The following is a 26,250-nucleotide window of genomic DNA, read 5'->3' as shown; positions in this document are numbered from 1 at the left end:
GTTTTGAATCAGTTTATCAAAAACACTGCCAAAATGTTAAAGCTTTTCTAAGATTCGTTTTGTTTTTGTTACTAATTTGTTGATGTCATTTATGAAAAATATTCACCAGAAAATGTGGTTATGAAATTTATTATTGTTTAAAACGTTCATAAGCAGCTCTTTCCAGCATCTCCCTGTCGTCAGGATGAGCAATACTGATCAGTTCCTGGGCTCTTTGGCGGAGATTTTTACCATATAAATAAGCTGTGCCATATTCTGTGACTACATAATGAATATGCCCTCTTGTTGTTACAACACCAGCACCTTGTTTAAGAAAAGGTACTATTCTTGAAACTCCTTTTTTGGTTCTTGAGGTAATGGCAATAATTGGTTTTCCATCCTCACTTAGGGCTGCCCCTCTCATAAAATCCATTTGGCCTCCGATTCCGCTGTACTGCAATGTTCCGATGGAGTCTGCACATACCTGTCCCGTGAGATCAATTTCAATAGCAGAATTGATAGCGACCATTTTCTTGTTTCTCATGATATTGATCGGGAAGTTCACATCGCTAACGTCTTTGAATGCGAAAACAGTATTGTCATCCACATAATCATAGAGTTTTCTTGTTCCGAAGCAGAAGCTTGTGATGGTTTTATTATCGTTATATCCTTTATACTTGTTATTGATCACGTCATTCTGGATCAAGTCTATAACTCCATCACTAAGCATTTCTGTATGAACCCCCAGATCTTTATGATTGGTTAAACATTTTAGAACTGCATCAGGAATGGTTCCGATACCCATTTGCAGTGTTGACCTATCTTCAATAAGTTCTGCTACATTTTTCCCCACAAGCATTTCCTCCGGACCTACCTTCGAACCATAATCTACAGTTGGAAGCTCTTCTTCATGCCATACCAGCTTATGAATCCTGCTGATGTGGATCATTCCGTCTCCATGCGTTCTTGGCATCAAAGGGTTGACAATGGCAACGATAAGTTTAGCTGTATCAACAGCTGCCCTTGCAACATCTACAGAAGTTCCTAAGGTACAGAAACCATGTCTGTCCGGTGGAGAAACGGTTACCAGAGCAACATCCAGCGGCAGAATATTTTTTCTGAACAGAATAGGAATTTCGCTTAGAAAAACGGGAACAAAATCTCCCCGGTCCGAGTTCACAGCATCCCGCACAGGTGTTGATACGAATAATGAATTAACAAAAAAGCTGTTTTTATATTCAGGTTTTGCAATTTCTACATTTCCCTGTTGGGTAATGGAAACCATTTCTACATTTTCCAGACGGTGGGACTGCCTGGCCAACTCGTCAATAAGATAATTCGGGGTACAGGCACTCCCGTGGAAAAATACTCGGTTTCCGCTTTTTACTGTATATATAGCTTCTTCTGCACTAATATAATTGTACATAATGAAATTTTTATGAGTGATTTTTTTATTCCTGAGAACGGTCTTCCATGGTTTTATCGGATTCCTCCAGCCATGAGGTTTTGTATGAAGGATCTTCCACTTTTAATGCTTCCTCTGTAATTTTTAATGGACGGAAAGGATCCACCATTACGGCATATTCCTCAGTGAATTTTTTACCGATGCTTCTCTCCATTGCTCCCGGATGAGGTCCGTGTACGATTCCTCCTGGGTGCAGGGTAAAGTCCATCAGATCAATATGATTACGGCTCATGAAATCACCTTCCGTATAGAACAGAACCTCGTCAGAATCAATGTTCGAGTGGTTATAAGGTGCCGGAATAGCCAGTGGATGATAGTCATACATTCTGGCGCAGAATGAGCAGACTACAAAATTATGGCCTTCAAAATTCTGGTGTACCGGTGGTGGTTGATGAATTCTTCCAGTGATCGGCTCAAAGTTTTTAATATTGAATTTATAAGGATAAAAATATCCGTCCCATCCTACAACATCAAACGGGTGCGTTGCATAGATGAAATCTGTGATCTGGTTTTCTTTTTTTACTTTAATTAAAAATTCTCCTTTTTCATCTTTAGGTTCTTTAAAAACCGGCGCGATCATATCTCTTTCGCAGAAAGGCGAATGTTCCAGCAGCTGTCCGAATTCATTCCGGTATCTTTTCGGGGTGTAAATAGGAGAGTGGCTTTCAAGAACAAAAAATACGGTGTCATCCGATTTCAGTTCCACCTGATAGATGGTTCCTCTGGGAATGATAAGATAATCACCGGTAACAAATTCCAGATCTCCAACGAATGTTTTCAGTATTCCTGTTCCCTGGTGAACGTATAAAAGCTCGTCACATTCAGCATTTTTGTAGAAATAATCCATAGACTTTCTGGGTTTTGCCAATCCCATTTTCAGGTCATTGTTCATCAGAAGGATCTTTCTGCTGTCCATGAAATCATCTTCCGGTGTTACATTCATTCCCTTGAACATTCTCGGAGCGACGTTTTTTTCCACCGCAATCTTTGGTGTTACATCTTTCGCTGGCCCTATCGATTTGATCTGTGTAGGGCGGTGTGTATGATAGAGCAGTGAGGAAATTCCGTGAAAGCCTTCCGTTCCGAAAAGCTGTTCATAGTAAAATTTATCTTCCGGCGATTTGAAAATCGTATGTCTTTTTTGTGGGATATTACCCGCTTGATGATATCTCATTTTACTTTTATATGTAGTTTCTCAAATTTAATCATTTTTCATGAATTGATTCCAACAACATTTGTCATGGTGTTTTGTAATTCAAAAATAATTGTTAGATTTGTCTAACAATTATAATTTCATGAAGCGAATACTATTTTCTGTTACTTTTTTATCTTCTTTTTGTTTTTCTCAGGAAACAGACAGCCTGGATGTACAGCAAACTATAAAAACTGATTCCGCAACAATTCCCAAAGCAAAAATCAGAACGAGTACTATTGAAGATGTTGTTATTACCGGAACCATAAAGCCTTTCAGCAGATCAAAAAGCCCTGTAGCCGTAGAAGTTTACAGTCAGAAATTTTTTCAAAAAAATCCAACTCCGAGTATTTTCGAAGCTATTGCGATGGTCAATGGGGTAAAACCACAGCTCAATTGTTCGGTATGTAACACGGGTGATATTCATATCAACGGTCTGGAAGGGCCCTATACGATGATCTTAATCGATGGAATGCCTATTGTTAGCTCACTTTCTACAGTATACGGGTTGAGTGGAATTCCCAACAGCCTTGTTGACAGAATTGAAGTGGTAAAAGGTCCCGCTTCTTCTATTTACGGCTCTGAGGCAATGGGCGGAGTAATTAATATCATTACCAAAAATGCACTTACCGCTCCTAAATTAAGTGTAGATCTGATGACGAGCACCTGGAGTGAAAATAATCTTGATGTTTCAACGAAATTTAATATTGGGAAAAATGCTGCGTCTTTACTGAGCTTCAATTATTTCAGCTTTAAAGAAAAGATAGATCAGAACAAAGACAATTTCACGGATGCAGCATTACAAAGCCGGTTTTCTGTTTTTAATAAATGGAATTTTAAAAGAAAGGAAAATCGGCAGGCAAGTTTTGCGATGAGATATTTGTACGAAGACCGGTTTGGCGGTGAAATGCAGTGGAACAGATCTTTCCGTGGAAGTGGTGATGTATACGGAGAAAGTATTTATACCAACAGAGCAGAAGTTTTTGGACTGTACCAATGGCCTTTAAAAGAATATATCGTTACCCAGTTTTCTTATAATTATCATGACCAGAATTCTTTTTATGGGAGTAATCCGTATGATGCATTGCAAAAAGTGGCTTTTGCTCAAACCTATTGGAGCAAAAAACTTGGAAAGCATGATCTGACAGGAGGAGTTACTTTCAAAAGAACATTCTATGATGATAATACCCCAGGAACTTTATCCGGGGACGGAATCACCAATGCACCGATGAAATCACCGATCTGGGGAGCTTTTGTGCAGGATCAGTGGGAAATTAATGACAGGCATACTTTACTGGTAGGCTACCGTTTCGATTATGACAAAATCCATCATGAAGTGCATTCCCCAAGGCTGGCATGGAAATTTTCCCCGAATCCTTACCATACATTGCGATTCAATTTTGGAACAGGATTCCGGGTGGTCAATCTGTTTACAGAAGACCATGCTGCCCTTACCGGCTCTCGTGAGGTGGTGATCCGGTCGGATCTGAAGCCTGAGAGATCAGTCAACGGTAATCTGAATTATATCTGGAAAATTCCCGTGGGAAGTCGCATGCTTCAGCTTGATGCCTCCGCATTTTATACCTATTTCAGCAATAAGATCGTAGGCGATTTTGATACTGATCCGGATAAAATTATTTATGATAATCTTAATGGGTACGGAATTTCTAGGGGAGCTTCATTGAATGTGGATTTCAGTTTCAGCTTTCCTTTAAGTGTAAATTTAGGAGTGACCTATCTGGACGTTTATCAGAAATTTGACGGAGATGATAAAAAATCACAGCAGCTGCATGCCCCGAAATGGAGTGGAACTTACAACCTCTCTTATAAGTTTGCGAATAACCTGACTGTAGATTTTACAGGCCAATTCTATGGCCCGATGAGGCTTCCGGTATTACCGAACGATTACCGGCCGGAATATTCACCTTTCTATTCCTTAGCCAATATCCAGGTTTCAAAAAGTTTCGGTTCCGGCTTTGAGGTGTATTGCGGAATTAAAAACCTGTTCAATTTTACCCCGAAAGATCCTTTGATGAGACCTTTTGATCCATTTGATAAATATGTGAATGATCCTGTAAGCAACCCAAATCATTATACTTTTGATACGGCTTACGGATATGCACCGATGCAAAAGATCAGAGGTTTTCTGGGAATAAAATATACTTTGAAATGAAAACTTTTATTTTATTTTTAATGTCAGTGCCCTGTTTTTATCTGTCTCAGATGAGGACAGGCACTTTTTCTGATCTTGAAACAGCCCTGAAAAAAGATCCGAAACCGATTATAATCCATATGTATACGGAATGGTGCTCAGTGTGTAAAATAGAGAAACATGCTTTGAATAAGGACAAAGAAACCGTAGATCTGATCAATGAAAAATTTTATCTGGTCAATTTTGAAGCTGAGAAAACGAAAGAAAAAATAATTTTTTTGGGACAGGAATTTGAGTATCTGCCGAATGGAAGCTCCGGGATTCATGAATTGGCACTGGCTTTATCTAAAAATAAAGATCAGCCTGTTTATCCTTTGTGGATCGTTTTAGATAAGGACCAGAAGCTAGTATATTATCATGAAGGTCTGATGACTCCTGAAATAATGAAGCAGAAACTTTTGGAAATTTCTGCTTTGTAGTTGATTTTTCTATTGGTTTACGTAACCGCAAAGTTAAATTGTACTGTGAGAAAAATCCTTAAATTTTTCAAGCTTTAAACTGAATTCTCCGCATCAATCAAAATGGCAAGCTGAATACACATCTCATCCGACCTGTTGCTCCAAGCATGATTGGTTCCTCTCTGGATAACAATATCTCCGGATTTGAGAAGCGTTTCCTCTTCTTCCATTACCATATAAAGTTCCCCTGAAAGGATAATAATATAGTCTAAAGTCTGTGTCTGATGCATCATAGGATGGGGTGCTCCCACTTTGAATTCTACCCCCAAGTCTTTATCCGGTGGAATGACTACATAGCGGAAATAGGTTCCGTTTTTAGGGGTTTGCGGAAATCCTGTATTGGGAATTCTGGTCTCAAAGTCTAATCCTGCCGGCATTTTCTGGGTATTCCAAATGTCTGAAATAATCAGGCCGGGAAGATGTTCCACTACATTTTCTGTCTGCTGGTCTTCAATAATAACAGATTTTCCGTCTTTGATTCCTGTGACAACGCGTCTCGGTATTTTGTTCATATCTTAATGTTTCATAATAAGTTTATGGCCTTGAGTCTGATTGTTTTTAAGAATGGAATGGGCTTTTAAAACAGTATTCAGAGAAAGATCTCCTATGATTTTATGGTTTGGCGGGCTGATCGTTCCATTCTCTATAAGTTTCGAAATTTTCTCTAAGTTTCCTTTGTAATACTGATAATCTTTGTTTATGCTGTAGGAATAATTGGAAATATTTATGATCACGATTCCTTTATTGAAAAGAATTTCGTGGGCATCCTTAGAGATCAGAGCGGTGACATCTGCATATGTACCGTTGATTTTCAAAACTTCTGCTGTAATTTCAGACATATAATTTCCCACAAGATCAATTCCAAAATCAAAAGGTTTATCATCATTCGCTTTTAACAGCTTAGCGTCAAGATTTTCTTCTTTATAACTGATGATCTGATGATTTTTTAAGCCCAGCCCAAGGAGGATCTGCCTGTTTTCTTCACTTCCGACGGTGGCTGTAATTTTCTGATGATGATTAGCCATTAAAAATTTGATTACAAAAGAACCGACTCCACCTGTTGCCCCGGTCACCAGAACAGAATCATCATGGTTCAGCTTTAAACGGTTAAAAATTTGTAAGGCAGTAAGTCCGGCAGAAGGAATGCCAGCAGCCTGTTCAAAAGAAATATTTTTAGGTTTAAATGCCACAATAGCTTCTGGAACCGCAATGTATTCGGTATAGGTACCGCCACTTCCCATGGATCCGCTTCCGCAGAATACTTCGTCTCCAATGTTGAACTGATGGGCATCTGCTCCTTTTTCAACCACAATTCCTGATAATTCACGGCCTAAAATGGATGATTTGAGAAGTTTCCGTTCCAGCTCGTTTTCAATCATCTGGTAGTCGATAGGATTGAAACCGCTGGCTTTGATCCGGATTAAAACTTCATGATTTTTAGGTGTAGGTTTTTCTATCACAGCATCTTCAAGCTGGAAATTTTTATTTAATGCAATGGCTTTCATAAAAGTAATTTGATGAACAAATGTAGAAAGAGAATAGTTTATATTTGCTACCAGTTAACTATTGGTAACTAGTTACCTAAATGATACTATTATGGCAAAAATTATTGAAAACGGTCTCGAAAGAGAAGCCAGCTGCACAGAAGAATTATTCGCCATGCGCGACAGTCTGGATGTTTTGGGCGGAAAGTGGAAGCTGATGATTTTACGTTACCTGACCAACAGAACCGACCAGCAGATTCATTTCAAAAAACTGCAACGGGGAATTGACGGTATTTCAGCCAAAATGCTCAGCAAAGAGCTGAAAGAGCTGGAAGTGAATCTTCTGATCACAAGAACCATTCAGGATACCAAACCGATTACAGTGGTCTATGCTGTTACGGAATACGGAAAATCAGTTTTACCGGTAACTGAAACTCTTGTGAATTGGGGAATCATTCACAGAAAGAAGATTAAAGAGTCGATGAGTGATAATTAAGATTGAAAGATTTAAAAATTATTTGCCATTGCAAACCTTGGTGAAGCAATTTCAAATACCTCATTTCCTGAGACTGTTTCGTCTCTTCGATCACTGCACTGACAAATTACTTTAAAAGAACAGCAATAATGGCCAGTATCGCCGGCAATGCCTGTACAAAAAATATCCTTTTTGTTGCAGAAATAGCCCCATAAATTCCGGCTATAGCTACACATCCTAAAAAGAACAGCGCAATATTATCCTGCCATTTGGGATCTTCAATTAAAAAAGACCAGATCAGTCCTGCAGCAAGAAAACCATTATACAGTCCCTGATTGGCGGCAAGCCCTTTCGTAGGCTTAAACATTTCTGCCGGCAGTGCGGCTTTAAATACTTCTTTTCCTTTGGTTTCCCAGGCGAACATTTCCATCCACAGGATATAAAGATGTTCCAGTGCAACGATGGCAATCAGAATTTTAGCAACGAGTTCCATGATTTAATGTTTTTGACATTGTAAAACTAAAAAAATAAAGTTAAGTTTGGTTACTCAATTGCAAAGATGGATACTTTCAAAGCACATTTAAATAAATTTATTACGGTCACAGATGAAGAGTATGCTTCCATATTTTCTTTTTTTAAAGAGATGGAAGTGAAAAAAAAACAGAATCTGATGCTTAGCGGTGAAATATGCAGATCCATGTATTTTGTGTCTGCAGGCTGTCTGAGAAAATTTTTTGTGAATGAGAAAGGAACGGAACAAACTACTGAATTTGCTATAGAAAACTGGTGGATCACGGATACTTTTGCTTACGAAAGGCAGACCAAATCAGATTTCTCTATCCAGGCAGTGGAGCGTTCTGCTATTATTGTTATTGATCTTCAGCAGCAGGAGCTTCTTTTGGAAAAACATCCTGTTATGGAACGGTACTTCAGGATGATCTATCAAAGAGCTTATGCAGCATCGGAGAGACGGATCCGTTACCTGTATGAAATGTCCAGGGAGGAACTGTATGTTCATTTCAGTACCCTGTATCCCTGGTTTATTCAAAGAATCCCACAATATCTGATTGCTTCTTTTCTGAATCTTACTCCAGAATATCTGAGTGAAATCAGAGCAAAATTACGTTCTTAAACCAGTTTAAGATTTTTACCGGTTATAATCCGGAGATTTGTCATGTTATTCAAAACCAATATCATGACAGACAAAAATATTCAGTTTCCGCAATTATTTTTAAGACTTGCCCTTGCTGTGACCATGCTTTCTGCGGTGGCAGACAGATTAGGTTTCTGGGGCAAAAACTCTGCATGGGGAAACTGGGCAAATTTTGAGACCTATACAAGGAAACTCACATTTTTTCTTCCGGAAATTTTAAGCACATTTTCTGCTTATACTGCGACATTTTTTGAAATACTTTTTCCTCTGATGCTGATTTTAGGCTGGAAAACCAGAATCGCAGCTTACGGAGCTGCATTTCTGCTGCTCATATTTGCTTTGTCGATGACTCTGGCATTAGGATTTAAAGCTCCTCTGGATTACTCTGTCTGGGTAGGTTGTGCAGGAGCTTTTTTACTGGCGGTTCAGCCGAAGTATTTATTAAGTATAGATCATTTAACCAACAAATTATAATATTATGAGCGCAAGATTAAACATCGCCAACGTAGATTCGGCAGCTTACAAAGCCATGCTTGGACTGGAAGGATACCTTCAGACCATTTCTTTAAACCACATTCAGAAGGAATTAATCAAGATCAGAGCTTCACAGATCAACAAATGTGCTTTCTGCCTTGATATGCATACCAAAGATGCCCTTAAATACGGTGAAACCACTCAGAGAATTTTCATCCTTAACGGCTGGAGAGAAGCGAAAGATTTCTTCACAGAAGAAGAGCAGATGCTTTTGGCTATGACAGAAGAAATTACCCTGATCAGCGATAAAGGTCTGACAGAAGAAACATTCCAGAAAGCAAAACAGTATTTTGATAATGCAAAGATTGCACAGATCATTATGGCTATTGTAACGATCAATGCATGGAACAGGATTGCAGTAAGCACTCACTTAGAAGTTCCAAAATAGTTTTTGCTTATAAAATTACACAACAAAAAATCCGTCTCACAATAATAAAAGTGAAACGGATTTTTTATTTAGGGCTTCAGCATAATTAATTTTATGCATTCAAGATTAATAAACTAAATCTGATTATTGATTAAGTTCCTTCAAAATTGCTTCACCTACACTTTTTGCAGACTGAGGATTTTGTCCTGTGATCACTCTCTGATCGGTCACTACATGATTCTGCCAAAGTCCTGATTTTTCAAATTTTGCTCCTCTTTCTTTCAGTTTATCTTCCAGAAGGAAAGGAACTACATTTGTTAATTTCACTTCAGATTCCTCCTCGTTAGTAAAAGCATTGATTTTTTTGCCGTCTACTAAATACTTCCCATTGTTGAGTTTAATATTGACAAGACCGGCCGGGCCGTGGCAAACACCTGCTACAATGCCGCCGTTCTCATAAATCTTTGAGGCAATACCTGCTAACTCAACATTGTCTGCAAAATCCCACATGGCACCATGGCCTCCAGCATAGAATATAGCACCGTAATTGTTTGGATCTACCTGGGAAGGCTGTAAAGAATGATCGATCTTATTTTTGTATTTCTTGTTTTCCCAGAATTCCTTATTTACAGGATCCTTTAAATCAAAGCCGTCTACCGGAGGGGTTCCGCCTTTAGGGCTTACAAAATCAATTTCATATCCTGCTTTGTGAAGGACTTCCCATGGATGAGAAACTTCGCCAAGATAATATCCGGTATCTTCACCGGTACTTCCTTTTTTGTCATGACTGGTCACGACAAATAAAATTTTCTTTTTCATATGTTTAGATTTTTGATGTTGTGCCTGAATGAATACTATTGTAAACAGGGCTAAAAACAGAAATGCTAATTTTTTCATAGAATATAGGAGGTATAAATTTGTGGTTTTTCCTGTAATTTTTTTTCAGCGATGGCTCCGAAAGCCTGAATATAGGGCTGCTGGTTATGCTGTGCAAGTCCTTCCTCACTTTTCCAGATCTCGTAGAAGATAAACTGGTTTTTGTTTTCAATTCCCTGATGAAGACTGTACAGTTCGCAGGCTTCTTCTTTTCTGGTTTCTTTTACCATATTCTGAAGAACTTCCAATACTTCAGTCTGGTACTGCTCTTTAGATTTTATAACTGCTGTAAGATAAATTTTCATAATTAAATAAAATTTTCAATGGATTGATATTGGGGACTCCAACCCAGTTCTGTTTTTGCCTTGTCAGAATTACACACACTGTTGGACGCAAACCCGAAATATCCGCCTGCGGGACCAAATGTATTGACTGCTTCCTGTACGCTGACAGACTGGGCAGGCTGTAAATGATATTGTCTGCTTATGTTTTCTGCCAGATTCTTGATTGTTGAGGATCCGTTTTCTGCATAATAAAGGGAACCTGCCTTTGCTTTTTCCAATGCAAGCACATACAGATCTGCTAAATCTTCAATGTGAAGGTTGGACCATACATTTTCACCTTTTCCAAAATAAACTCCAAATCCTTTTTCCTTAGAGAAATTAATTAAAGCCGGAAGTTGGATACTGTCTTTTTTCAAGCCCAGCCCATCACCATAAACCATGGTAGGAACAATAACAATGCTTCTTATATTTTTTTGGGCAGACTGAAGAATATAATTATTGATCAGTACCCTGGAAGCCATTTCCAGCCTTGGGTTCAGGGGAATATCTTCTGTGTACACAAAATCATTTTTTTCTCCGTTTTCTTTTCCTCCAAAAATAGCGGATCCTGAGGTGAAAATAAAAGTTTTGCTGCTTCCCTCCAGTGCATTGATAAAACTGTCTGCAGCATAGGGGTCATCTGCAGAATCAGCAGTATGGATAACGGCATCTGCATTAGAAATGGCAGCATTCAAAACAGTTTCATCATGTATATTTCCTATGATGGATTCAATTCCTAATTGCTTCAGTTTTTCTGCTGCATCTGCATTGCGGACCAATCCTGCTACACTGTAGTTCCTTTCTAATAGTTTCCGGGCAACGGTCCCCCCGATATAACCGGTAATTCCTGTGATCAGTATTTTTTTCATTAGACTAAATGAGGTTTAAGTTCTTTTTCGAAAACATGTTCAAGGTGCTCTCTGTAAAGTTTCATATCACGCTCTATATTGGCATTTTTCTCTACATCATGGAAGTGAAAGCTTTCCATTTTTTCTAAAGAAACAAAGGCATTCATTCTATGGAATCCAAATAATGGTCCATTATCTACACTGGTTTCATTGAAAAATTCTCCCGGAAGTGTAAAAGCTGTTTCCGGAGCATTCCAGCTTGTAGTTACCATATATTTTCTTCCTCCCAGCATTCCTCCCGTACCATAATTGATTTCAGGGTTTTCAGCTTTTCTTCCGTCACTCATATAGATTCCTTTGGCATGCCCGGCTGTAAAAACTTCGTCAATGTATTTCTTGAAACCGTTTGGAAGCTGGAACCACCAGATAGGGGTGTGGTAGATGATAAAATCTGCCCAAACAAATTTCTTTACTTCCTCGTCCTTATCGAAACCCTCAGAAATCTGAGTCGTTTTTATTTCTATATTTCCAATTTTTTTAAGTGTTTCTAATGTATTTTCTGCAATAGTATCATTATATTTTCCTCCTGAATGTCCGAAATTTTGTCCTCCGTTGATGATCAATACTTTTTTCATTTTATGATTGTTTAAATTTTATGATGCAAAGTTACTTTGCAGTATTGTATAATAAAAATAGTATAAATTATAATCATCTATCAGAATAATAATAGATTAAATTGTCATTCATGGTTAAATGTCATATAGGCTATAGACCAAGTTGTCAAACTTCTCCAGTAATTTTGTTATTGAAATAGTGAAAATGATACAGATTGCGGTTTTTAGTGACGTGCACGGAAATCTTCCTGCATTGGAAGCAGCACTTGCAGATATTGAGAAAAGGGGGATTCAGCAGAAGTTCTGCCTGGGAGATCTGGTGGATTTTGCTCCGTGGGGAAACGAAGTGATCGAAAGGATCAGAACCCTGAATATTCCCTGTCTCATGGGAAACCATGACGAAAGACTTGCTTTTGATATTCCTGTTATTCCTCTGTCCAAACACTCAGAAGAAGAAACCGAAGCAAGATTCATAGCCATTGATCATTCTAAAAAAGACATTACGGAAGTAAACAAACGATTTTTATCAGAGCTTCCTTTTCATTTAAAATTAAACTATAAAGTAGGAAAGAAGCACTGGAATGTTCAACTTATGCATTCAAGTCTTGCCAGCAATGATATGTATCTTTATGAATCTGAAAATGATGACGTTTTCATCCATATGCTGGAAGAATCCCAATCTGATATTGTTGTAATGGGACATACCCATTTATCATTTAAAAAAGATTTCAAAACTAAAGGATGGGCGGTGAATTGTGGATCTGTAGGCCGTTCCAAGGAAGAAAACCGTCTGGCATCTTATCTCATTCTGACATTGGATGAGGAGCAGGCTATTCCGGAGATCGTTCAGATTGTTTACCCGATTGAAAAAACGGTCCGTGGAATTGAGGAAAGTGGGATTCCGGATTATTATGCTGCTTTTTTGAAAAATGAAAAAATATCAGCATTTTAAAATTGAACCTTGGTTTTATAGAAAGGCGGCTTGATTTTAAGCTATTAAAGTAAATATAAAAAAAGTTCTTTTTATATCAGTATTATAATTATTTTGTAATTTTGTATCAGAATATTTATAATAAAGCTATGGTCAATTTAGAATGGTACCGCACTTTTAAAGCGATATACAAAACCGGAACGCTTACCGGCGCTGCAGACTCTCTGTTTATTTCGCAGCCGGGTGTCAGTCTGCATTTAAGCTCGCTTGAAGCCTATGTCGGCTATAAGCTATTTGACAGGACCGGAAGAAAAATGATTCCGACTGAAAGAGGAAAAGTTTTATTTAATGCTGTTTCTGAACCAATTTCCAAGCTGGAAGATGTAGAGAAAAATTTTCAGAAATCTACGGAAAAACTAACCCCTACGATCAGCGTGGGAATGTGTTTTGAGACCTTTCAGACTACACTGGAGCAGTATGTTTCTACTTTGCCTTTCAACCTGATCATCAGCTTCGGAGAATATCCTGAAATGCTGGACCAGCTGGATAAAGGAATTTTAGACCTGATTATTACGCCTAAAAAAGGAGTTTCACCCAATATCGAGCATGAGGCATTTTCTTCTGAACAGATCATTCTTGTAGGCGGAAAAGATATAGACACGGAAAGTTTCCGTAAAACGCTTGAAACAAAAGGTATCGAACATGCCGAAGAATGGCTGAAACAGGAAAAATGGTATGGAACGACCGGCGATATGGAGCATCTTTTTCAGTTCTGGATCATGAATTTCGGGCATAAGCCAAATTTCCGTCCCAATTATATTGTCCCGAATTTAAACTCGATCATCCGTTGTCTGAAAGGTGGAACCGGATTGGCTGTTATTCCTAATTTCCTCTGCAAAAATGAAATAGAGAGCGGTGAAGTGAAACTGATCTGGGAAGGCGAGAAAAAACTGGAAAATACCCTGTATTTCGGCTGCCGGAAAAAAACAAATTACCAGTCAGAGATTGATCATATTAAAGGATTATTCAGAAAGGTCATGGGAAAGAACAACCATGTCGCGCATCTGTAATCCGTTTTCATAAATAGGGAATGGGTAATGGTTTATAAAAAAGTCCTTACGTATTCCCTTCTTTACAAAACCGTTATTTTCGTAAAATCTGATTTGCTGGAAACCTGTATCTGAAGTTCCTACAGTCAGGGTTGTATAGTTATTTTCCTTGGCTATTTCTTTTACTTTATCAATAAGAATACTGCCGATTCCCTGGTTTCTGCAGCTTTCAATAACTGCTATGTTCTTGATCTCCAATTCTGTATTTCCGTTTGGGTGCAGGGCCATTACGGCAACATTCTGAAGACTGTCATTCAAAAGGTAGACAGAACAGTCAAAAATATATTGGTTGATGGCTTCAACGGTTTCATCAGCAAGCAACAGTAATTCATACGGAATATCCGTTCCCGGCTCTATTTTATTAAAAACAAGATTTTTCATTACAGACTCATATGGATAAGAGGATAATCTTTTCCTGAACCATCCTTCTCCGATCTTCCAATCCTTTTGAACCCCATTTTTTCATAAAACCCGATAGCTTGTGGGTTCTGTTCGTTAACATCCACTGTGGTCAGTCCTGTGGTCTGCTGCATAAATTCGTAAAGTTTCCTGCCGTATCCTTTTCCCCGCCTCTCATTATGAATAAAAAGCATTTCCAGATTACCCTCAACTGCAGAAGCAAAACCTGCTGCTTCTCCTTTTTCCAAAATCAAATAAACTTCCATATTCGGGAGGTAGTCTTTTGGAATAGCTTCTTTAAAATAGTTAAAATCTTCAGCAGAAAGAAAATCATGGGTTGCTCTTACAGCAGATTCCCAGATCTCCATAATTCCTGGATAATCTTCAGCTTTAGCCAGCCTGATTTGATGGGACATTGTTATGAATTTACTGCAAAAATAAGGAAATTAGGTTATAAGTTAGAAAGAGTTGTGAAATAGTAATTTTCTTGCTTCAAAGGGGTGAATTTTTGCGGAGCAAAAAGGCGGGATGGTTTGAAATATTTTTCAACAGTCTCTAATTAGTTTAAAAACAGTAAAAATGGTAAGCAGGATTTCCAAATTTTTATTGCAAATTTGTTAGGCTTTACCTTAATATTAAAAAATTAAATTACAGAATTATGCAAAAGAAAATATATGCAGGGCAGCCTGTAGTGACCTTAAATAATGGAGTGGATATTCCGGCTCTGGGCTTTGGAGTATGGCAGATGGAAAATCTGGACGAATGTGAAAATGCAGTCGTAAAAGCCATTCATACAGGATATAGAATGATTGATACGGCGGCTATATACCAGAATGAAACAGCAGTGGGACAAGCGGTGAAGGACAGCGGTGTAAGCAGAGACGAGCTGTTTATCACTTCAAAAGTATGGGTTCAGGATCATGGTTATGAAAAAGCTAAAAAAGCGTTTCAGCGAACACTGGACAGACTGCAGATGGATTATCTGGATATGTACCTTATTCACTGGCCATATGGAGATTTCTTGGGTACCTGGAAAGCTTTGGAGGAATTATATACAGAAGGAAGGATCAAAGCTATCGGAGTATGTAATTTTACTGTAGAGAAATTAGAAGAACTGAAAGCCAATTCAGCAGTTCATCCGGTGATCAACCAGATCGAGCTTCATCCGGTTTTTCAACAAAAGGAGCTTCAGGTATATGACAGGGAGAACAATATCGTAACGCAGCCATGGAGTCCTCTTGGAAACGGAAATGCAGATCTTTTAAATAATTCCCAGCTAAAAGCGGTTGCTGAAAGATATGGCAAAACAGTAGCACAGGTGATCCTGAGATGGCATCTTCAGGAAGGCTTTGTTGTCATTCCAAAATCGGTAACGCCTTCCAGAATCGAAGAAAACTTTAATGTTTTTGATTTCGAAATTACTGAAGAAGAAATGAATATTGTCCGTTCTTTAGATACAGGAAAAAGGCTATTTTTTGATCCTAAAGATCCTGAGTGGGAAGAAAAGATGCTGAAATCCGTAGCGGATATTTAATATAATATTTCTCCATTATCTCCCGCAGATCAAACGGAACACAGATTTAATATAATAGTCTGCTGGATCAGTTGATCTGCGGGAGTTTTTTAATAGATAAAAATTATGACTGCAGCAAAATTCATAGAAAAACTGTCTACTTTCAGAAATGAGAAGGAAACAGACAAGGTTGAAAAATTTTTCAAAGGAAATGATGGTAGTACAAAGCATTTTAGGGTAAAGTTCGGAGATATTTTCAAAACGGCAGAAGAATTTTCTGCTTTATCGCTGGAAGAAATTAATAAGCTTCTGGATAATGATTTCTATGAAGTGAGAATGGGTGCAGTGAGTATCATGAGCTTTCAGGCCGGGAATAAAAAAACATCTGAAGAAAAGAAGAAAGAACTCTTCGATCTGTATTTACAGCGTCACGACCGTTTAAACAACTGGGATTTTGTAGACCGTGGGGCCAGGAATATTATCGGGAATTATCTGATTGATAAGCCAAGAAATATTTTGTACCAGCTGGCCGAATCTGAAGATCCATGGGAAAGAAGGACAGCCGTTGTCAGTACACATGCTTTTATCAGGAAAAATGATATTGAAGATACTTTTAAGATTGCGGAAATCCTTGTTCATGATCCTCATGAGCTGGTAAATAAAGCCGTTGGAAGCTGGATCAGGGAAGCTGGAAAGAAAAATTCCAAAAGACTGTATGATTTTCTTGATCAGTATGCGAAGACAATGCCCGCTGCTACTTTTTCCTATGCTATAGAAAAGCTCGATCCTGAAATGAAAAAGCAGTTTAAGGAACTGCGGAAGGAAAAATAAACGAATCACCTGTAGATGTTTGTGAGCAATATCATGCTTTATAAACTTAGCATATCAACAGATTTTTGTAAATTTTAAATAAAATAATTCCTATGTTCTGGCCGGATACAATCAGTAAAATCTTAGATGTAAAATATCCTGTAATTCAGGCTCCGATGTTTGGAGTAAGTACTCCTCGGATGACTGCAGCAGCTGCAAAAGCCGGATGTATGGGGTCACTGGCATTAGCAGATCTTTCTGCAGCTCAATCTGCTGAACTTATCAGAGAGACCAAAAAACTCACTGATCAGCCGTTTGCTGTCAATATTTTTGTCCACCATATTCCTGAGCTAACAGATTCTTTGAGAGAAAAATTTGTTAAAACCAAACAATTTATTACCCTATTTGCAAAAGAAAATAATATAGAAGTTAACCTTCCTGATCCTGAAGAGATCAAAGTGAACGGTTACCATGAGCAGATAGAGGCTATTATTGAAGAAGGCTGTAAGATTCTGAGCTTTACTTTCGGAAACCTGGATGATAAGAGCATTCAGAAGCTAAAAGATAATGAAATAACGCTTATCGGAACCTGTACTTCTGTAGAAGAAGCATTAATCCTGGAGAAATCGGGAATTGATATCATCTGCGTGCAGGGAATTGAAGCCGGAGGACACAGAGGAACGTTTGATGCCGATACTATTCCTGAGATCGGAGGTATGTCTTTATTTTCTAAGGTTTATGATCATGTGAAAGTTCCGTTGATTTATGCAGGCGGTGTTTACAATGGAAAAACTTTAAGGGCTGCAAAAGAACTTGGAGCCCAGGGATTTCAGGTTGGAAGTATTTTACTGGCATCATATGAGAGCGCTTTACAGCCGTTTGAAAAAGAAAGACTGAAAAATGTATCCGAAAAGGACATTGTCCTGACAAGAAGCTTTTCGGGACGGTATGCGCGAGGGATTAAAAATAAATACATCGAAACGCTGGAAAACTCAGCATATATTCTGCCTTATCCTTATCAGAATAAGCTGACGAATGAATTGCGAAGGGTTTCAAAAACATTGAAGAATACTGATTTTGTGGGCATCTGGGCTGGACAGTCAATTCATGATTACAGTGAACTTTCTACAGAGGATATATTGGAAAAGCTTATTCATCAAGCTGAAATTATTTACATATTTTAAACACTGTAAATAATGAAGGAATACCCTGAATTGCTTTAAAAAAACCACCTTTAGGAATGTTCCAAAGATGGTTTTTGTATTTCTGATCAATCATAAGAGGTGATAGATGCAAAAAGAACTCTACATTCTGCTAAAATGTTAATATTCTACTGAAGCGGTAAGAATCTGTCCAACATCTATGCTTTTTTTTACCAAAACTCCATTTACATAAATCTCCACATTCAAAGTGGAAGTGTCATTAAGACCTATTGCCTTTGCTTTAATTTTGGTAGGGAGGCTAACGTTACCAGGTGCCGGGGCCATTGTCTTATACTCAAATTCTGAACTCGTCCATGAAGTACTGTTAATTCCTGTAACTGAAATAGGCTCGACACCATTAGGGTTAGGATTCTGATAAATAATATTAGTTATAACAGAACCAGGAGATGCTTCTACTTTGTAATACCATTTAAAATTAAATTCTTTAAGCTCTGGGTCATCATCTTGATGACATGAAGAAAGGATTGAAAATAACCCCATTATTATAAAAAAAATAATTCCTTTGCTCTGTCTTTGTGTGTTGTTTGTCATTTATATTTTCTTTGCATAATTGTGATGCAAGAATACTTGTTTTAAACAAGATAGTAATAAAAATAAAGTATCACATAGATATGACATCTACTTAGTAATATAATAATATTCTGTAATTATTTTATTTTGAGGATGATATAAAATAAGTAGATTGTTTCCAAAGATAGGGAATACTAATAAAAATTAAAATAAAAAAACGTTCTTCAAATAAAGAACGTTTTTAATTGATGTGGAAGATATTATTTTGTAAGATCTAATCCTCCGAAGTTACCGGAGCTCATCATCAGGAAAACACCGTCAGTTTTATCCAGTGTTTCCCAATAGGCATGAAGTTCCTCAGCATTGGTAAATACCCTCAAGGCATCATTTTTGAACTTTTCTTTAATAAATTCCGGGGAAATAGGTTCCATCCTTTTGATCTTTAAAGCATCTTCAGAATAGAAAACTATGGCTTCATCCAAGCCATCCATAGCATGATCATATTGCTCAAGGAATAACGGATTTAAGCTTGAATACGTGTGAAGTTCCAGGAAACCGTATTTTTTCTCTTTTTTAAACTGCTCGCAGAAAGCTTTTACCGCAGCTTTTACTTTGCTCGGCGCATGGGCAAAATCTTTGTATAGAATTCCCTGATCTTCTCTTTCTACTTTTTCAAGGCGTTTGGAAGCTCCTTTGAAGCTCATAATGGCCTCGTAGAAATCTTCATCCATAATACCCAGCTGGCGGCAGATATGCCTAGCCCCTTCCATGTTCAGGAGATTGTGAGCGCCAAAAACAGAAAGAGGAACGTCACCCATTTCCGTTTTTAAATATACTTTTCCATTGCTGATCTCATATTCAGGTGTTTTGTAAGGGATTTTTCTGAAATAATTTTCAGCCGCTTCCACTACTTTTACCACTTCTGCATCTTCTTCATTGTATACCAGAACACCGCCGGGAGTAATGCTTGCAACGAATTTTCTAAACTGCTCTATATAATCGTCAAACGTTTTGAATACATTAATATGATCCCATGCAATACCGCTCATTAAAGCAATATTAGGCTGGTACAGAAGAAACTTTGAACGGAGATCAATAGGAGAGGAAAGGTACTCATCACCTTCCAGCACCATAAAATCATTCTCCTGGGTTAGCTTTACCATACAGTCAAAACCTTCCAGCTGGGCCCCCACCATAAAATCCACTTCTTTCCGGTGAAAGTTCAGCACATGAAGAATCATAGAGGTGATCGTTGTTTTACCGTGTGATCCGGCAATGACTACTCTTGTCTTGTTTTTTGACTGTTCGTAAAGAAATTCAGGATATGAATAAATTTTTAAACCCAGTTCTTTTGCTTTTGCCAGCTCAGGATTATCCTGATGTGCGTGCATTCCAAGGATAACTGCGTCAATCTCCGCAGTGACCTTTTCCGGAAACCAGCCCATTTCCTGAGGCAGAATTCCTTTCTTTTCCAGTCTGGATCTTGAAGGCTCAAAAATAGCATCATCTGAACCTGTTACCTGATATCCTTTGTCCTTTAACGCAATAGCAAGATTATGCATGGCGCTTCCGCCGATAGCAATGAAGTGGGTTTTCAACTTTATTTATTATTTTTTTTTACATTGTTATTAATAACTTCCTGGAAAACATTCAGAATATTGTTCCAATTCGTCGTAAAGTTTGGCATCATCATGCTGGCATCAGACTTGCTGCCTTCATTTGGGCCTTTCTTTACATTGATGGAAGTAGTCACATGATCATACAGCTTTTTGTGATCTTCCTGTATCCTTCTGAAATTATTCTGGGAAAGTGTCTGATCCAGTTTCTTTAAATCTTCATCGGAAATTTTAAAGTCCTGTTTATGCTTTTTTCCCTCTTTCTCCAAAGAATAATGGGCATTATTACCTTTGATAAGTAAATTTTCGTATATAGGAGCATAACCTCCGCTTCTGGAATAGCTTATATCAAAATCTGAATATACTTTCTGGCTGTTACACGAAACTAATACTAAGACCGTGAATAAGATCCCTAATATTTTGTTCATAATTTTCTACTTACTTTAATTATTTGAATCCTTTTGTTCTAATTTTTTAGCTTTAAGTTCTTCATCATAATTGTGTAGTACGTTGAAATCTTCAGTCTGCTCAATGGCAGTCATGATTTTCAATAAAATTTCAGGTGCCTTTTCATTGTCATAATCAATATCCAAAGGTGCTTTGAACTCCATGGTAGGTTTTACGCCTGTAACCTTTACCCGAAGCCCTTTCTTGTCAAACGCTCTTCTGAAACCGTTGATTTTGATAGGAATCACAATCGGGCGCTGATTTTTGACCAGCTTGGCTGTACCTCTTCGTCCTTGGGCAAAAGCAGATGTAGTACCCTGAGGGAAAGTAGCTACCCAGCCATTGTCCAAAGCTTTCATAATATTGTCAACTTCTGTAAGATCTACCATTCTGTTGACCGTTTTACCCTCTGCTCTCCAGGTTCTTTTTACCGTTACAGCCCCCGCAATTTTGAAAATTTTAGGAAGAATCCCTTTATTCATGGTTTCTTCTGCTGCTACATAATAAAAGTCGATCTTTGGATTGAGCAGGTAGATAGGATTTTTAATCGTGTCCAGATATCCGTTGTTCACAGCACAGAATGCGTGATACATTGCTGCTACATCTGCGAAATAGGTTTGATGGTTAGATACAAAAAGCACGTTGGAATCGGGAAGATCCACAAGGTGTTCCGTACCGGTTATCCTTAATTTATTAAAGCCGTTGAACCTTCTGTAGGATACAACTCCTAAAATAAAAATGATAAACCTTTTTAAAAAATAAGGTGTTCCGAATGCATCGGTGAAAATATTTTTCTTCGCCATCTCTCAATTAAACACGGTAGTGCAAAGTTACATTTTTTTCAACAACTGGCTAAACTCGCTCAATATCATTGCTGTAGCGCCCCAGATAATATATCCGTTGAAATTAATAACCGGAACTTCATGTCCGGCAGCACTTGGAAGCGCCATAATTTCTGGGTTATCCGGAAGGCTGAGAAAAGAAGTGATAGGAAATTCTATAGTTTCTACTGCTTCACTCTGCTGAAGAACGAAAAGAGGATTCTTTTTAGTATATGAAATGTAAGGATAAACATAAAAATTACTCGGCGGAATATAAATAGGAGACATCTCCCTGATTACTCTTATATAGTGCTTGTCTATTCCAATCTCTTCTGAGGTTTCACGTACTGCAGTTTCAGAAAAGTCCCTATCCATCTCTTCACGCTTACCGCCAGGCAGTGAGATCTGCCCGCTGTGTCTGTCATGTTCGTTAATAGTTCTTTGAATCAGCGGAAAATACCATTCATTATCTTTTAGATAGAGAACAATATTAACGGCTGCAAATTTTGGATTTTTCGCCAACACTTCATCATACGTGAATATTGGTCGAGAAGGAGGCGAAAATACTCCATGGGCATTTATTCCCGGGAGCTCTACATTTGTAATTTTCCTCAATAAATCTTTACCAAAACTTTCCATACCTCAAATTTAGCAATATATACTGAAGAAAAGAATAGGCATTAACATTAATTAACCATTGGAAAAAATTAAAAGATTTAAAAATTCAAGAATTTAAAAATTCCGGGATTGATGAAATGAGTATTTTTATTATTCTGTAAAATTAGAGTTATTTAGTTTATTTATATGAAAATCAATATATTATAATATTTATTTTTATATAACTGAAATACGTTACACAGCGAAAACGGTAAACAGTTACATCGGGAACGGTAAACCGTGATTTTTAAAATTTACACTTTAGCAGTGGTTTTTCGCTTGGGTTTAGAATATACCTTTGTCATACTATTAACCAATTAATTTTTATCAAAATGAAAAACTTTATTACTGGTGTATTTACACTAATGGCCATGAGTTTCAGCTTCGCACAGTCAAATATTGATGTTACTGCTCAGATCGGAAACTTGAATATTGCTACTGTTGATCAGACAGGTTTTTTGAATATCAACTCTCTTGCACAGGATGGAAACCGTAATACGGCAGACATTGACCAGATCGGCGCTCTGAATGTTAACACTGCTGAAAGTATAGGTAACAGAAACTCAATTGAAGTAGACCAAACAGGGCTAGGTAATACCAATGATGTAAGCCAATTGGGAAACAGAAATGCTGCAGTAACCTGGCAGCTTGGTGCATTTAACTCTACAGAACAGACTCAGATCGGAAGAAGAAATGAAACATCCTCTATACAGCTGGGTGTAGGGAATGCTGTAGTACAGTATCAGGACGGAAGACGAAATGATGCTTCTGCTATTCAGCTAGGTAATGATAATGATGCTTACCAGATTCAGCTTGGAAGAAGGAATATGGCAATTGGTCTTCAGGTAGGAAGTGATAACCTTTTAGCACAGTATCAGGACGGTAACGATAACAGTGCAGTACATGATCAGGTAGGCAATGATAATATTGCTGCTTCTGCTCAGATCGGTGACAGTAATATGGCTTTGGGAGTACAGGTTGGAAACAGCAACCAGTTATACCAACTACAATTAGGAGATTCCAATACAGCGATTGATGTTCAGATGGGTAACAATAACTTTACCTGGGTAGCTCAAAGCGGAGATTCCCACATCCATGTAGGAACTCAGATGGGTAACGGAAACTCAATGGTTATAAATCAGTCCAATTAAAATATGTACTGTAATTTAAAATAAAAGGAGAGGCCGCGGTTCTCTCCTTTTTTAAGCTAACGTACCCGGAAACTGTGATTTTCCAGATACTCTGTTCATATATCTTTTTAAAAATTAATGCCATGTTTAAACCGGGGTGGGGTGCCTTTACACTTTTCTCAGTACTGTATATGCAGGCACAGCAATTAGACTGGGATAAGCTCAACAGCAATACGGTTCTTAGTCTTATGGCAATACAACAGACGGAACAGCAGAGACTTTACGGTTCCAGTATTATTCAGATTGGAGATTACAACAATGCCGAACTTTCTCTTAATGCCAGAACAAATATTGCCATACAGCAGCTAGGAGACTTCAATACACTTTATTTTATCAATTCTTTTACAGATAAGGAAACTAAAACAGCTGTTACTGCACAGGGAAATAACAATATCATTGATATTACCGGAAGCAACAGCGTCTCAGACGGAATGCAGGTCAATATAAAGGGTGACAACAAAACCATTTTCATGAGAAATTATTAAAACACAAGTGATGAAATTTTTATATTCTTTAAGACTGTACACTTTATTTATCTTCCTGTCTGCAATGGTTGATGGGCAGGAAGATAAAAAAGTAAATGCAAAGATCGAAAGCAGTATCCTTGAAAATCAGATCAGACTCAAAGCCGTGGTCACCAATAATACGGCAGTTTACAAAGAATTGAATTACCTGTTGATCTCCATTAAAAAAGGAAGTGTGGGAAACCTTTCCAATAACCAACAGAGCGGAAAATTTTCCATTAATCCCAATGATGTAAAAGTATTATCCGAGATCAATGTTAATCTTCAACAGAAAGATGCTCTGAAAGCCTTTCTTTATATAAAAGATGAAGAAACTCAGAAACTGATTGCAAAAGATAGTCTTGAAATTAATACTGATCTGTTTAAAAAGAAAACAGCAAAGGTGGAAGAAGATGCCGTCTTTGAACTGAAAGGTCTGACCATAGATGAGACCAAGACAAAAATTGGAAAAGATTTTTACGATCTTTTCTATCTCCAGTACAGCCAGATTCCTGACAAAAGCAGCAGTGCAGTTACCATTTCAGAGCTTCCTCTTCGCGGCACCAGCGGTCAGATAAATATCCAGATCGATGATAAAGTGATTTACAGTTTTATGACCAACCCAAGCGAAGATTATCTGAAGGATCATCTGGCAGCCAGCTTAAGATACATCAAAGAATTTAATGCAAAGAAAAATCTAATTAAAAATGAATTTATCTACTAAAAACGTCCGCCATGAAAACTTTTATCATTATTTTAATCTTTATTGCAGATATTTTCTCCGGAAAATCCCAGCAGCTCGTTTATAAGCCAGTTAATCCGGCATTCGGAGGTGATACTTTTAATTATCAGTGGCTTTTAAGTTCAGCAAACGCTCAGAATCAGTTTGACGAAAAAGACGATTACGGCAGTTTGCTCGATGATATTAATTCTCTAGACAGCTTTAGCCAGAGCCTTAATAGGCAGGTAATGAGTGAGCTGTCCAGAAAATTATTTGAAGATCAGTTCGGGGAAGGCAGTATAAAGCCCGGAAATTATCTTTTTGGTTCGCTTTATCTGCAGATCACTACTACAGCCCAGGGACTTTTGATTAATATTTTGGATACCAGTACAGGTGATCAGTCCGAGATCGTAATTCCAAAATAAAAATAACTAAAAACCAAACTTACCATGAAAACATACACTTACACCAGAATTTTTTTCTGTATGTTCCTGCTGTGCTTAATGCAGGCCTGCAGCTCGATCCTGGGCCTTTCTTCTGATCCTGAAAGATCCACAATGGGAGAACTCACTCCCTCTACTACGGAATTGAGGAGTCTTCCTCTTCCCAAAGAAAAGATCGTCATAGGTGTTTACAAATTCAGAGACCAGACAGGCCAGTATAAACCCTCAGAAAATGGGAACAACTGGAGTACGGCCGTTCCGCAGGGAACCACAACCATACTGATCAAAGCACTGGAAGACAGCCGGTGGTTTATCCCTATTGAAAGAGAAAATATCGCCAATCTTTTAAATGAAAGACAGATCATCCGGTCCACAAGGCAGGAATACAGCAAAGATGCCGATAAAAACAGCCAGTCACTTCCCCCTCTTCTGTATGCAGGAATTCTCCTTGAAGGTGGCGTCATTTCTTATGACAGCAACGTCATGACCGGAGGTTTGGGAGCAAGATATTTCGGAATAGGAGCTTCTACACAGTACCGTCAGGATAGAATTACCATTTATCTGCGTGCTGTTTCTACCCTTAACGGAGAGATCCTCAAAACCGTTTATATTTCCAAAACAATTCTTTCCACCAGCATAAATGGTAGCTTTTTCAGATATATTGATACAGAAAGGCTGCTGGAAGCGGAAGTTGGACTTACCCAAAATGAACCGGTACAGCTAGCTGTGACCGAAGCAATAGAAAAAGCAGTACGATCTCTGATTGTTGAAGGAGTCAGGGATAAAATATGGGGGAAATCATCCGAAAACTTAACAGGCTATCAGGCTCTGATCAATGATTACAATAAAGAACAGGAAGAAAATATAGGCAGAACAGTTGGCAATAAATTTCCTGAGAATTACAGACAGAAAATGTCCGTTTTTGCCAATGTAGAAGCTCAGAAAATTAAAGACGATTATGTAAATCCTAAAATGAATGTCGGTGGAAAACTGGGCGTCAAATATTTTATAAGCCCCAATTTTAATATTGAAACCAGTGCCAGCTATTTTACTTTAGAGAATCAAAATATTATTAAAAGAAATTATATCGTTCCAGAGCTTAATCTTGAATTTCTTCTGTTCCCGAAATACAGGTTCAGTCCATACGTTTACGGCGGAATAGGAGCTATGCTTTCAAAATATAAGCCTCAATACAAGGGCCAGGTTGGCGGCGGACTGGAATATATGATAGGAAATAACACTGCAGTCCGTGCTTCATCACAATATGATATTGGCTTTAAAGATGACTGGGAAGGAATGGTGAACGGGAAAAGAAAAGATCAGGCACTCCGGTTTGCTCTTGGAATCAATTTTTACCTTGGAAACAAATAAAAACAT

The 26,250-nt window shown here is 38.0% G+C and carries 32 protein-coding genes; 16 read left to right on the top strand and 16 right to left on the bottom strand.

Going from position 1 to position 26,250, the window contains the following annotated elements; translation table 11 throughout:
* Window positions 1–130: 130 nt before the first annotated feature.
* A complete protein-coding gene (locus J2T03_RS08580) occupies window positions 131–1,405 on the bottom strand; it encodes an acetyl-CoA hydrolase/transferase family protein (RefSeq protein WP_306844074.1) in 1,275 nt (424 codons plus the stop codon).
* A gap of 25 nt (window positions 1,406–1,430) precedes the next feature.
* A complete protein-coding gene (locus tag J2T03_RS08575) occupies window positions 1,431–2,618 on the bottom strand; it encodes a homogentisate 1,2-dioxygenase (protein ID WP_306844076.1) in 1,188 nt (395 codons plus the stop codon).
* A 121-nt stretch (window positions 2,619–2,739) separates the two neighbouring features.
* Between J2T03_RS08575 and J2T03_RS08570 the strand changes: the two genes are divergently transcribed.
* Both J2T03_RS08570 and J2T03_RS08565 read left to right on the top strand, forming a co-directional pair.
* Window positions 2,740–4,809 (top strand): TonB-dependent receptor plug domain-containing protein, encoded by a 2,070-nt coding sequence (locus J2T03_RS08570; protein WP_307210721.1) that lies wholly within the window; start codon window positions 2,740–2,742, stop codon window positions 4,807–4,809.
* Window positions 4,806–5,267, top strand: coding sequence for a thioredoxin family protein (locus tag J2T03_RS08565; protein ID WP_307210718.1), 462 nt, complete (start codon window positions 4,806–4,808; stop codon window positions 5,265–5,267). Before J2T03_RS08570 ends, J2T03_RS08565 begins: the two co-directional genes overlap by 4 nt.
* A 74-nt stretch (window positions 5,268–5,341) precedes the next feature.
* Here the strand turns inward: J2T03_RS08565 and J2T03_RS08560 are convergent, their stop codons facing one another.
* Together J2T03_RS08560 and J2T03_RS08555 are read right to left on the bottom strand one after the other, a co-directional pair.
* Window positions 5,342–5,818, bottom strand: coding sequence for a cupin domain-containing protein (locus J2T03_RS08560; protein WP_307210716.1), 477 nt, complete (start codon window positions 5,816–5,818; stop codon window positions 5,342–5,344).
* 3 nt (window positions 5,819–5,821) lie between these two features.
* Window positions 5,822–6,811: an NADP-dependent oxidoreductase gene (locus J2T03_RS08555; protein ID WP_307210714.1), complete on the bottom strand. Its 990-nt coding sequence runs from the start codon at window positions 6,809–6,811 to the stop codon at window positions 5,822–5,824.
* A 91-nt stretch (window positions 6,812–6,902) separates the two neighbouring features.
* Here J2T03_RS08555 and J2T03_RS08550 point away from each other — a divergent pair, with 91 nt between their 5' ends.
* Window positions 6,903–7,286, top strand: coding sequence for a winged helix-turn-helix transcriptional regulator (locus tag J2T03_RS08550; RefSeq protein WP_307210712.1), 384 nt, complete (start codon window positions 6,903–6,905; stop codon window positions 7,284–7,286).
* 106 nt (window positions 7,287–7,392) lie between these two features.
* On the opposite strand, the gene J2T03_RS08545 is transcribed toward J2T03_RS08550, so the two are convergent.
* Window positions 7,393–7,758 carry a DUF1304 domain-containing protein gene (locus J2T03_RS08545; RefSeq protein ID WP_306844087.1) on the bottom strand — a complete coding sequence of 122 codons (366 nt, stop codon included), beginning with the start codon at window positions 7,756–7,758 and terminating at the stop codon, window positions 7,393–7,395.
* Window positions 7,759–7,824: 66 nt separating this feature from the next.
* Here J2T03_RS08545 and J2T03_RS08540 point away from each other — a divergent pair, with 66 nt between their 5' ends.
* From J2T03_RS08540 to J2T03_RS08530, 3 genes are all read left to right on the top strand, one after another.
* Entirely contained in the window at window positions 7,825–8,397 is a 573-nt protein-coding gene (locus J2T03_RS08540; RefSeq protein WP_306844089.1) for a Crp/Fnr family transcriptional regulator, read from the top strand.
* Between the two features lie 63 nt (window positions 8,398–8,460).
* Entirely contained in the window at window positions 8,461–8,892 is a 432-nt protein-coding gene (locus J2T03_RS08535; RefSeq protein ID WP_307210710.1) for a DoxX family protein, read from the top strand.
* A gap of 4 nt (window positions 8,893–8,896) precedes the next feature.
* Window positions 8,897–9,340 carry a carboxymuconolactone decarboxylase family protein gene (locus J2T03_RS08530; RefSeq protein ID WP_307210707.1) on the top strand — a complete coding sequence of 148 codons (444 nt, stop codon included), beginning with the start codon at window positions 8,897–8,899 and terminating at the stop codon, window positions 9,338–9,340.
* A 123-nt stretch (window positions 9,341–9,463) separates the two neighbouring features.
* Here the strand turns inward: J2T03_RS08530 and J2T03_RS08525 are convergent, their stop codons facing one another.
* From J2T03_RS08525 to J2T03_RS08510, 4 genes are all read right to left on the bottom strand, one after another.
* A complete protein-coding gene (locus J2T03_RS08525; RefSeq protein WP_307210704.1) occupies window positions 9,464–10,138 on the bottom strand; it encodes a type 1 glutamine amidotransferase domain-containing protein in 675 nt (224 codons plus the stop codon).
* A 74-nt stretch (window positions 10,139–10,212) separates the two neighbouring features.
* Window positions 10,213–10,500: a putative quinol monooxygenase gene (locus J2T03_RS08520; protein WP_307210700.1), complete on the bottom strand. Its 288-nt coding sequence runs from the start codon at window positions 10,498–10,500 to the stop codon at window positions 10,213–10,215.
* Window positions 10,501–10,502: 2 nt separating this feature from the next.
* The gene (locus tag J2T03_RS08515) at window positions 10,503–11,387 is read right to left on the bottom strand and encodes an NAD-dependent epimerase/dehydratase family protein (protein WP_307210698.1); all 885 of its coding nucleotides are present in this window, start codon (window positions 11,385–11,387) and stop codon (window positions 10,503–10,505) included.
* A complete protein-coding gene (locus J2T03_RS08510) occupies window positions 11,387–12,001 on the bottom strand; it encodes an NAD(P)H-dependent oxidoreductase (protein ID WP_307210696.1) in 615 nt (204 codons plus the stop codon). The genes J2T03_RS08515 and J2T03_RS08510 overlap by 1 nt, the downstream gene beginning before the upstream one ends.
* Window positions 12,002–12,185: 184 nt before the next feature.
* Between J2T03_RS08510 and J2T03_RS08505 the strand changes: the two genes are divergently transcribed.
* Both J2T03_RS08505 and J2T03_RS08500 read left to right on the top strand, forming a co-directional pair.
* Window positions 12,186–12,932 (top strand): metallophosphoesterase family protein, encoded by a 747-nt coding sequence (locus J2T03_RS08505; protein ID WP_307210693.1) that lies wholly within the window; start codon window positions 12,186–12,188, stop codon window positions 12,930–12,932.
* Window positions 12,933–13,060: 128 nt separating this feature from the next.
* On the top strand, window positions 13,061–13,981 hold the full coding sequence (locus tag J2T03_RS08500; RefSeq protein WP_306844101.1) for a LysR family transcriptional regulator: 921 nt from the start codon (window positions 13,061–13,063) through the stop codon (window positions 13,979–13,981).
* Here J2T03_RS08500 and J2T03_RS08495 read toward each other — a convergent pair.
* Complete coding sequence (locus J2T03_RS08495) at window positions 13,934–14,401, bottom strand: GNAT family N-acetyltransferase (protein ID WP_307210691.1); 468 nt, start codon at window positions 14,399–14,401, stop codon at window positions 13,934–13,936. The genes J2T03_RS08500 and J2T03_RS08495 overlap by 48 nt on opposite strands.
* A complete protein-coding gene (locus tag J2T03_RS08490) occupies window positions 14,401–14,835 on the bottom strand; it encodes a GNAT family N-acetyltransferase (protein ID WP_306844104.1) in 435 nt (144 codons plus the stop codon). The genes J2T03_RS08495 and J2T03_RS08490 overlap by 1 nt, the downstream gene beginning before the upstream one ends.
* 242 nt (window positions 14,836–15,077) lie before the next feature.
* Here J2T03_RS08490 and J2T03_RS08485 point away from each other — a divergent pair, with 242 nt between their 5' ends.
* From J2T03_RS08485 to J2T03_RS08475, 3 genes are all read left to right on the top strand, one after another.
* On the top strand, window positions 15,078–15,953 hold the full coding sequence (locus J2T03_RS08485; protein ID WP_307210688.1) for an aldo/keto reductase: 876 nt from the start codon (window positions 15,078–15,080) through the stop codon (window positions 15,951–15,953).
* A gap of 105 nt (window positions 15,954–16,058) precedes the next feature.
* Window positions 16,059–16,763 (top strand): DNA alkylation repair protein, encoded by a 705-nt coding sequence (locus tag J2T03_RS08480; RefSeq protein WP_307210685.1) that lies wholly within the window; start codon window positions 16,059–16,061, stop codon window positions 16,761–16,763.
* A 92-nt stretch (window positions 16,764–16,855) separates the two neighbouring features.
* Window positions 16,856–17,926 (top strand): NAD(P)H-dependent flavin oxidoreductase, encoded by a 1,071-nt coding sequence (locus tag J2T03_RS08475; RefSeq protein ID WP_307210682.1) that lies wholly within the window; start codon window positions 16,856–16,858, stop codon window positions 17,924–17,926.
* 138 nt (window positions 17,927–18,064) lie between these two features.
* On the opposite strand, the gene J2T03_RS08470 is transcribed toward J2T03_RS08475, so the two are convergent.
* The 5 genes from J2T03_RS08470 to J2T03_RS08450 form a co-directional block, all read right to left on the bottom strand.
* On the bottom strand, window positions 18,065–18,445 hold the full coding sequence (locus tag J2T03_RS08470) for a hypothetical protein (protein WP_307210680.1): 381 nt from the start codon (window positions 18,443–18,445) through the stop codon (window positions 18,065–18,067).
* A 290-nt stretch (window positions 18,446–18,735) separates the two neighbouring features.
* Window positions 18,736–20,073, bottom strand: coding sequence for a UDP-N-acetylmuramate--L-alanine ligase (locus J2T03_RS08465; protein WP_307210678.1), 1,338 nt, complete (start codon window positions 20,071–20,073; stop codon window positions 18,736–18,738).
* A gap of 2 nt (window positions 20,074–20,075) precedes the next feature.
* Window positions 20,076–20,519 (bottom strand): hypothetical protein, encoded by a 444-nt coding sequence (locus tag J2T03_RS08460; RefSeq protein WP_306844116.1) that lies wholly within the window; start codon window positions 20,517–20,519, stop codon window positions 20,076–20,078.
* Between the two features lie 15 nt (window positions 20,520–20,534).
* Entirely contained in the window at window positions 20,535–21,341 is an 807-nt protein-coding gene (locus J2T03_RS08455) for a lysophospholipid acyltransferase family protein (RefSeq protein WP_306844118.1), read from the bottom strand.
* A 27-nt stretch (window positions 21,342–21,368) separates the two neighbouring features.
* Window positions 21,369–21,998: an NUDIX hydrolase gene (locus J2T03_RS08450; protein ID WP_307210676.1), complete on the bottom strand. Its 630-nt coding sequence runs from the start codon at window positions 21,996–21,998 to the stop codon at window positions 21,369–21,371.
* A 350-nt stretch (window positions 21,999–22,348) separates the two neighbouring features.
* Here J2T03_RS08450 and J2T03_RS08445 point away from each other — a divergent pair, with 350 nt between their 5' ends.
* The 5 genes from J2T03_RS08445 (at window position 22,349) to J2T03_RS08425 (ending at window position 26,244) form a co-directional block, all read left to right on the top strand.
* Window positions 22,349–23,167, top strand: a complete 819-nt coding sequence (locus tag J2T03_RS08445; protein WP_306844121.1) for a hypothetical protein — start codon at window positions 22,349–22,351, stop codon at window positions 23,165–23,167.
* Between the two features lie 122 nt (window positions 23,168–23,289).
* Window positions 23,290–23,691 carry a hypothetical protein gene (locus J2T03_RS08440; RefSeq protein ID WP_306844122.1) on the top strand — a complete coding sequence of 134 codons (402 nt, stop codon included), beginning with the start codon at window positions 23,290–23,292 and terminating at the stop codon, window positions 23,689–23,691.
* 10 nt (window positions 23,692–23,701) lie between these two features.
* Entirely contained in the window at window positions 23,702–24,433 is a 732-nt protein-coding gene (locus J2T03_RS08435) for a CsgE family curli-type amyloid fiber assembly protein (protein WP_307210673.1), read from the top strand.
* Window positions 24,434–24,444: 11 nt separating this feature from the next.
* Window positions 24,445–24,855: a curli production assembly/transport component CsgF gene (locus tag J2T03_RS08430; RefSeq protein WP_307210670.1), complete on the top strand. Its 411-nt coding sequence runs from the start codon at window positions 24,445–24,447 to the stop codon at window positions 24,853–24,855.
* 24 nt (window positions 24,856–24,879) lie between these two features.
* Window positions 24,880–26,244, top strand: a complete 1,365-nt coding sequence (locus J2T03_RS08425; RefSeq protein ID WP_307210667.1) for a CsgG/HfaB family protein — start codon at window positions 24,880–24,882, stop codon at window positions 26,242–26,244.
* Window positions 26,245–26,250: the final 6 nt, after the last annotated feature.

This window comes from Chryseobacterium lathyri (genome assembly GCF_030812195.1).
In the GTDB taxonomy this organism is placed as follows: Bacteria; Bacteroidota; Bacteroidia; order Flavobacteriales; family Weeksellaceae; genus Chryseobacterium; species Chryseobacterium lathyri_A.
This window is presented reverse-complemented; position numbering and strand designations above follow the sequence as displayed.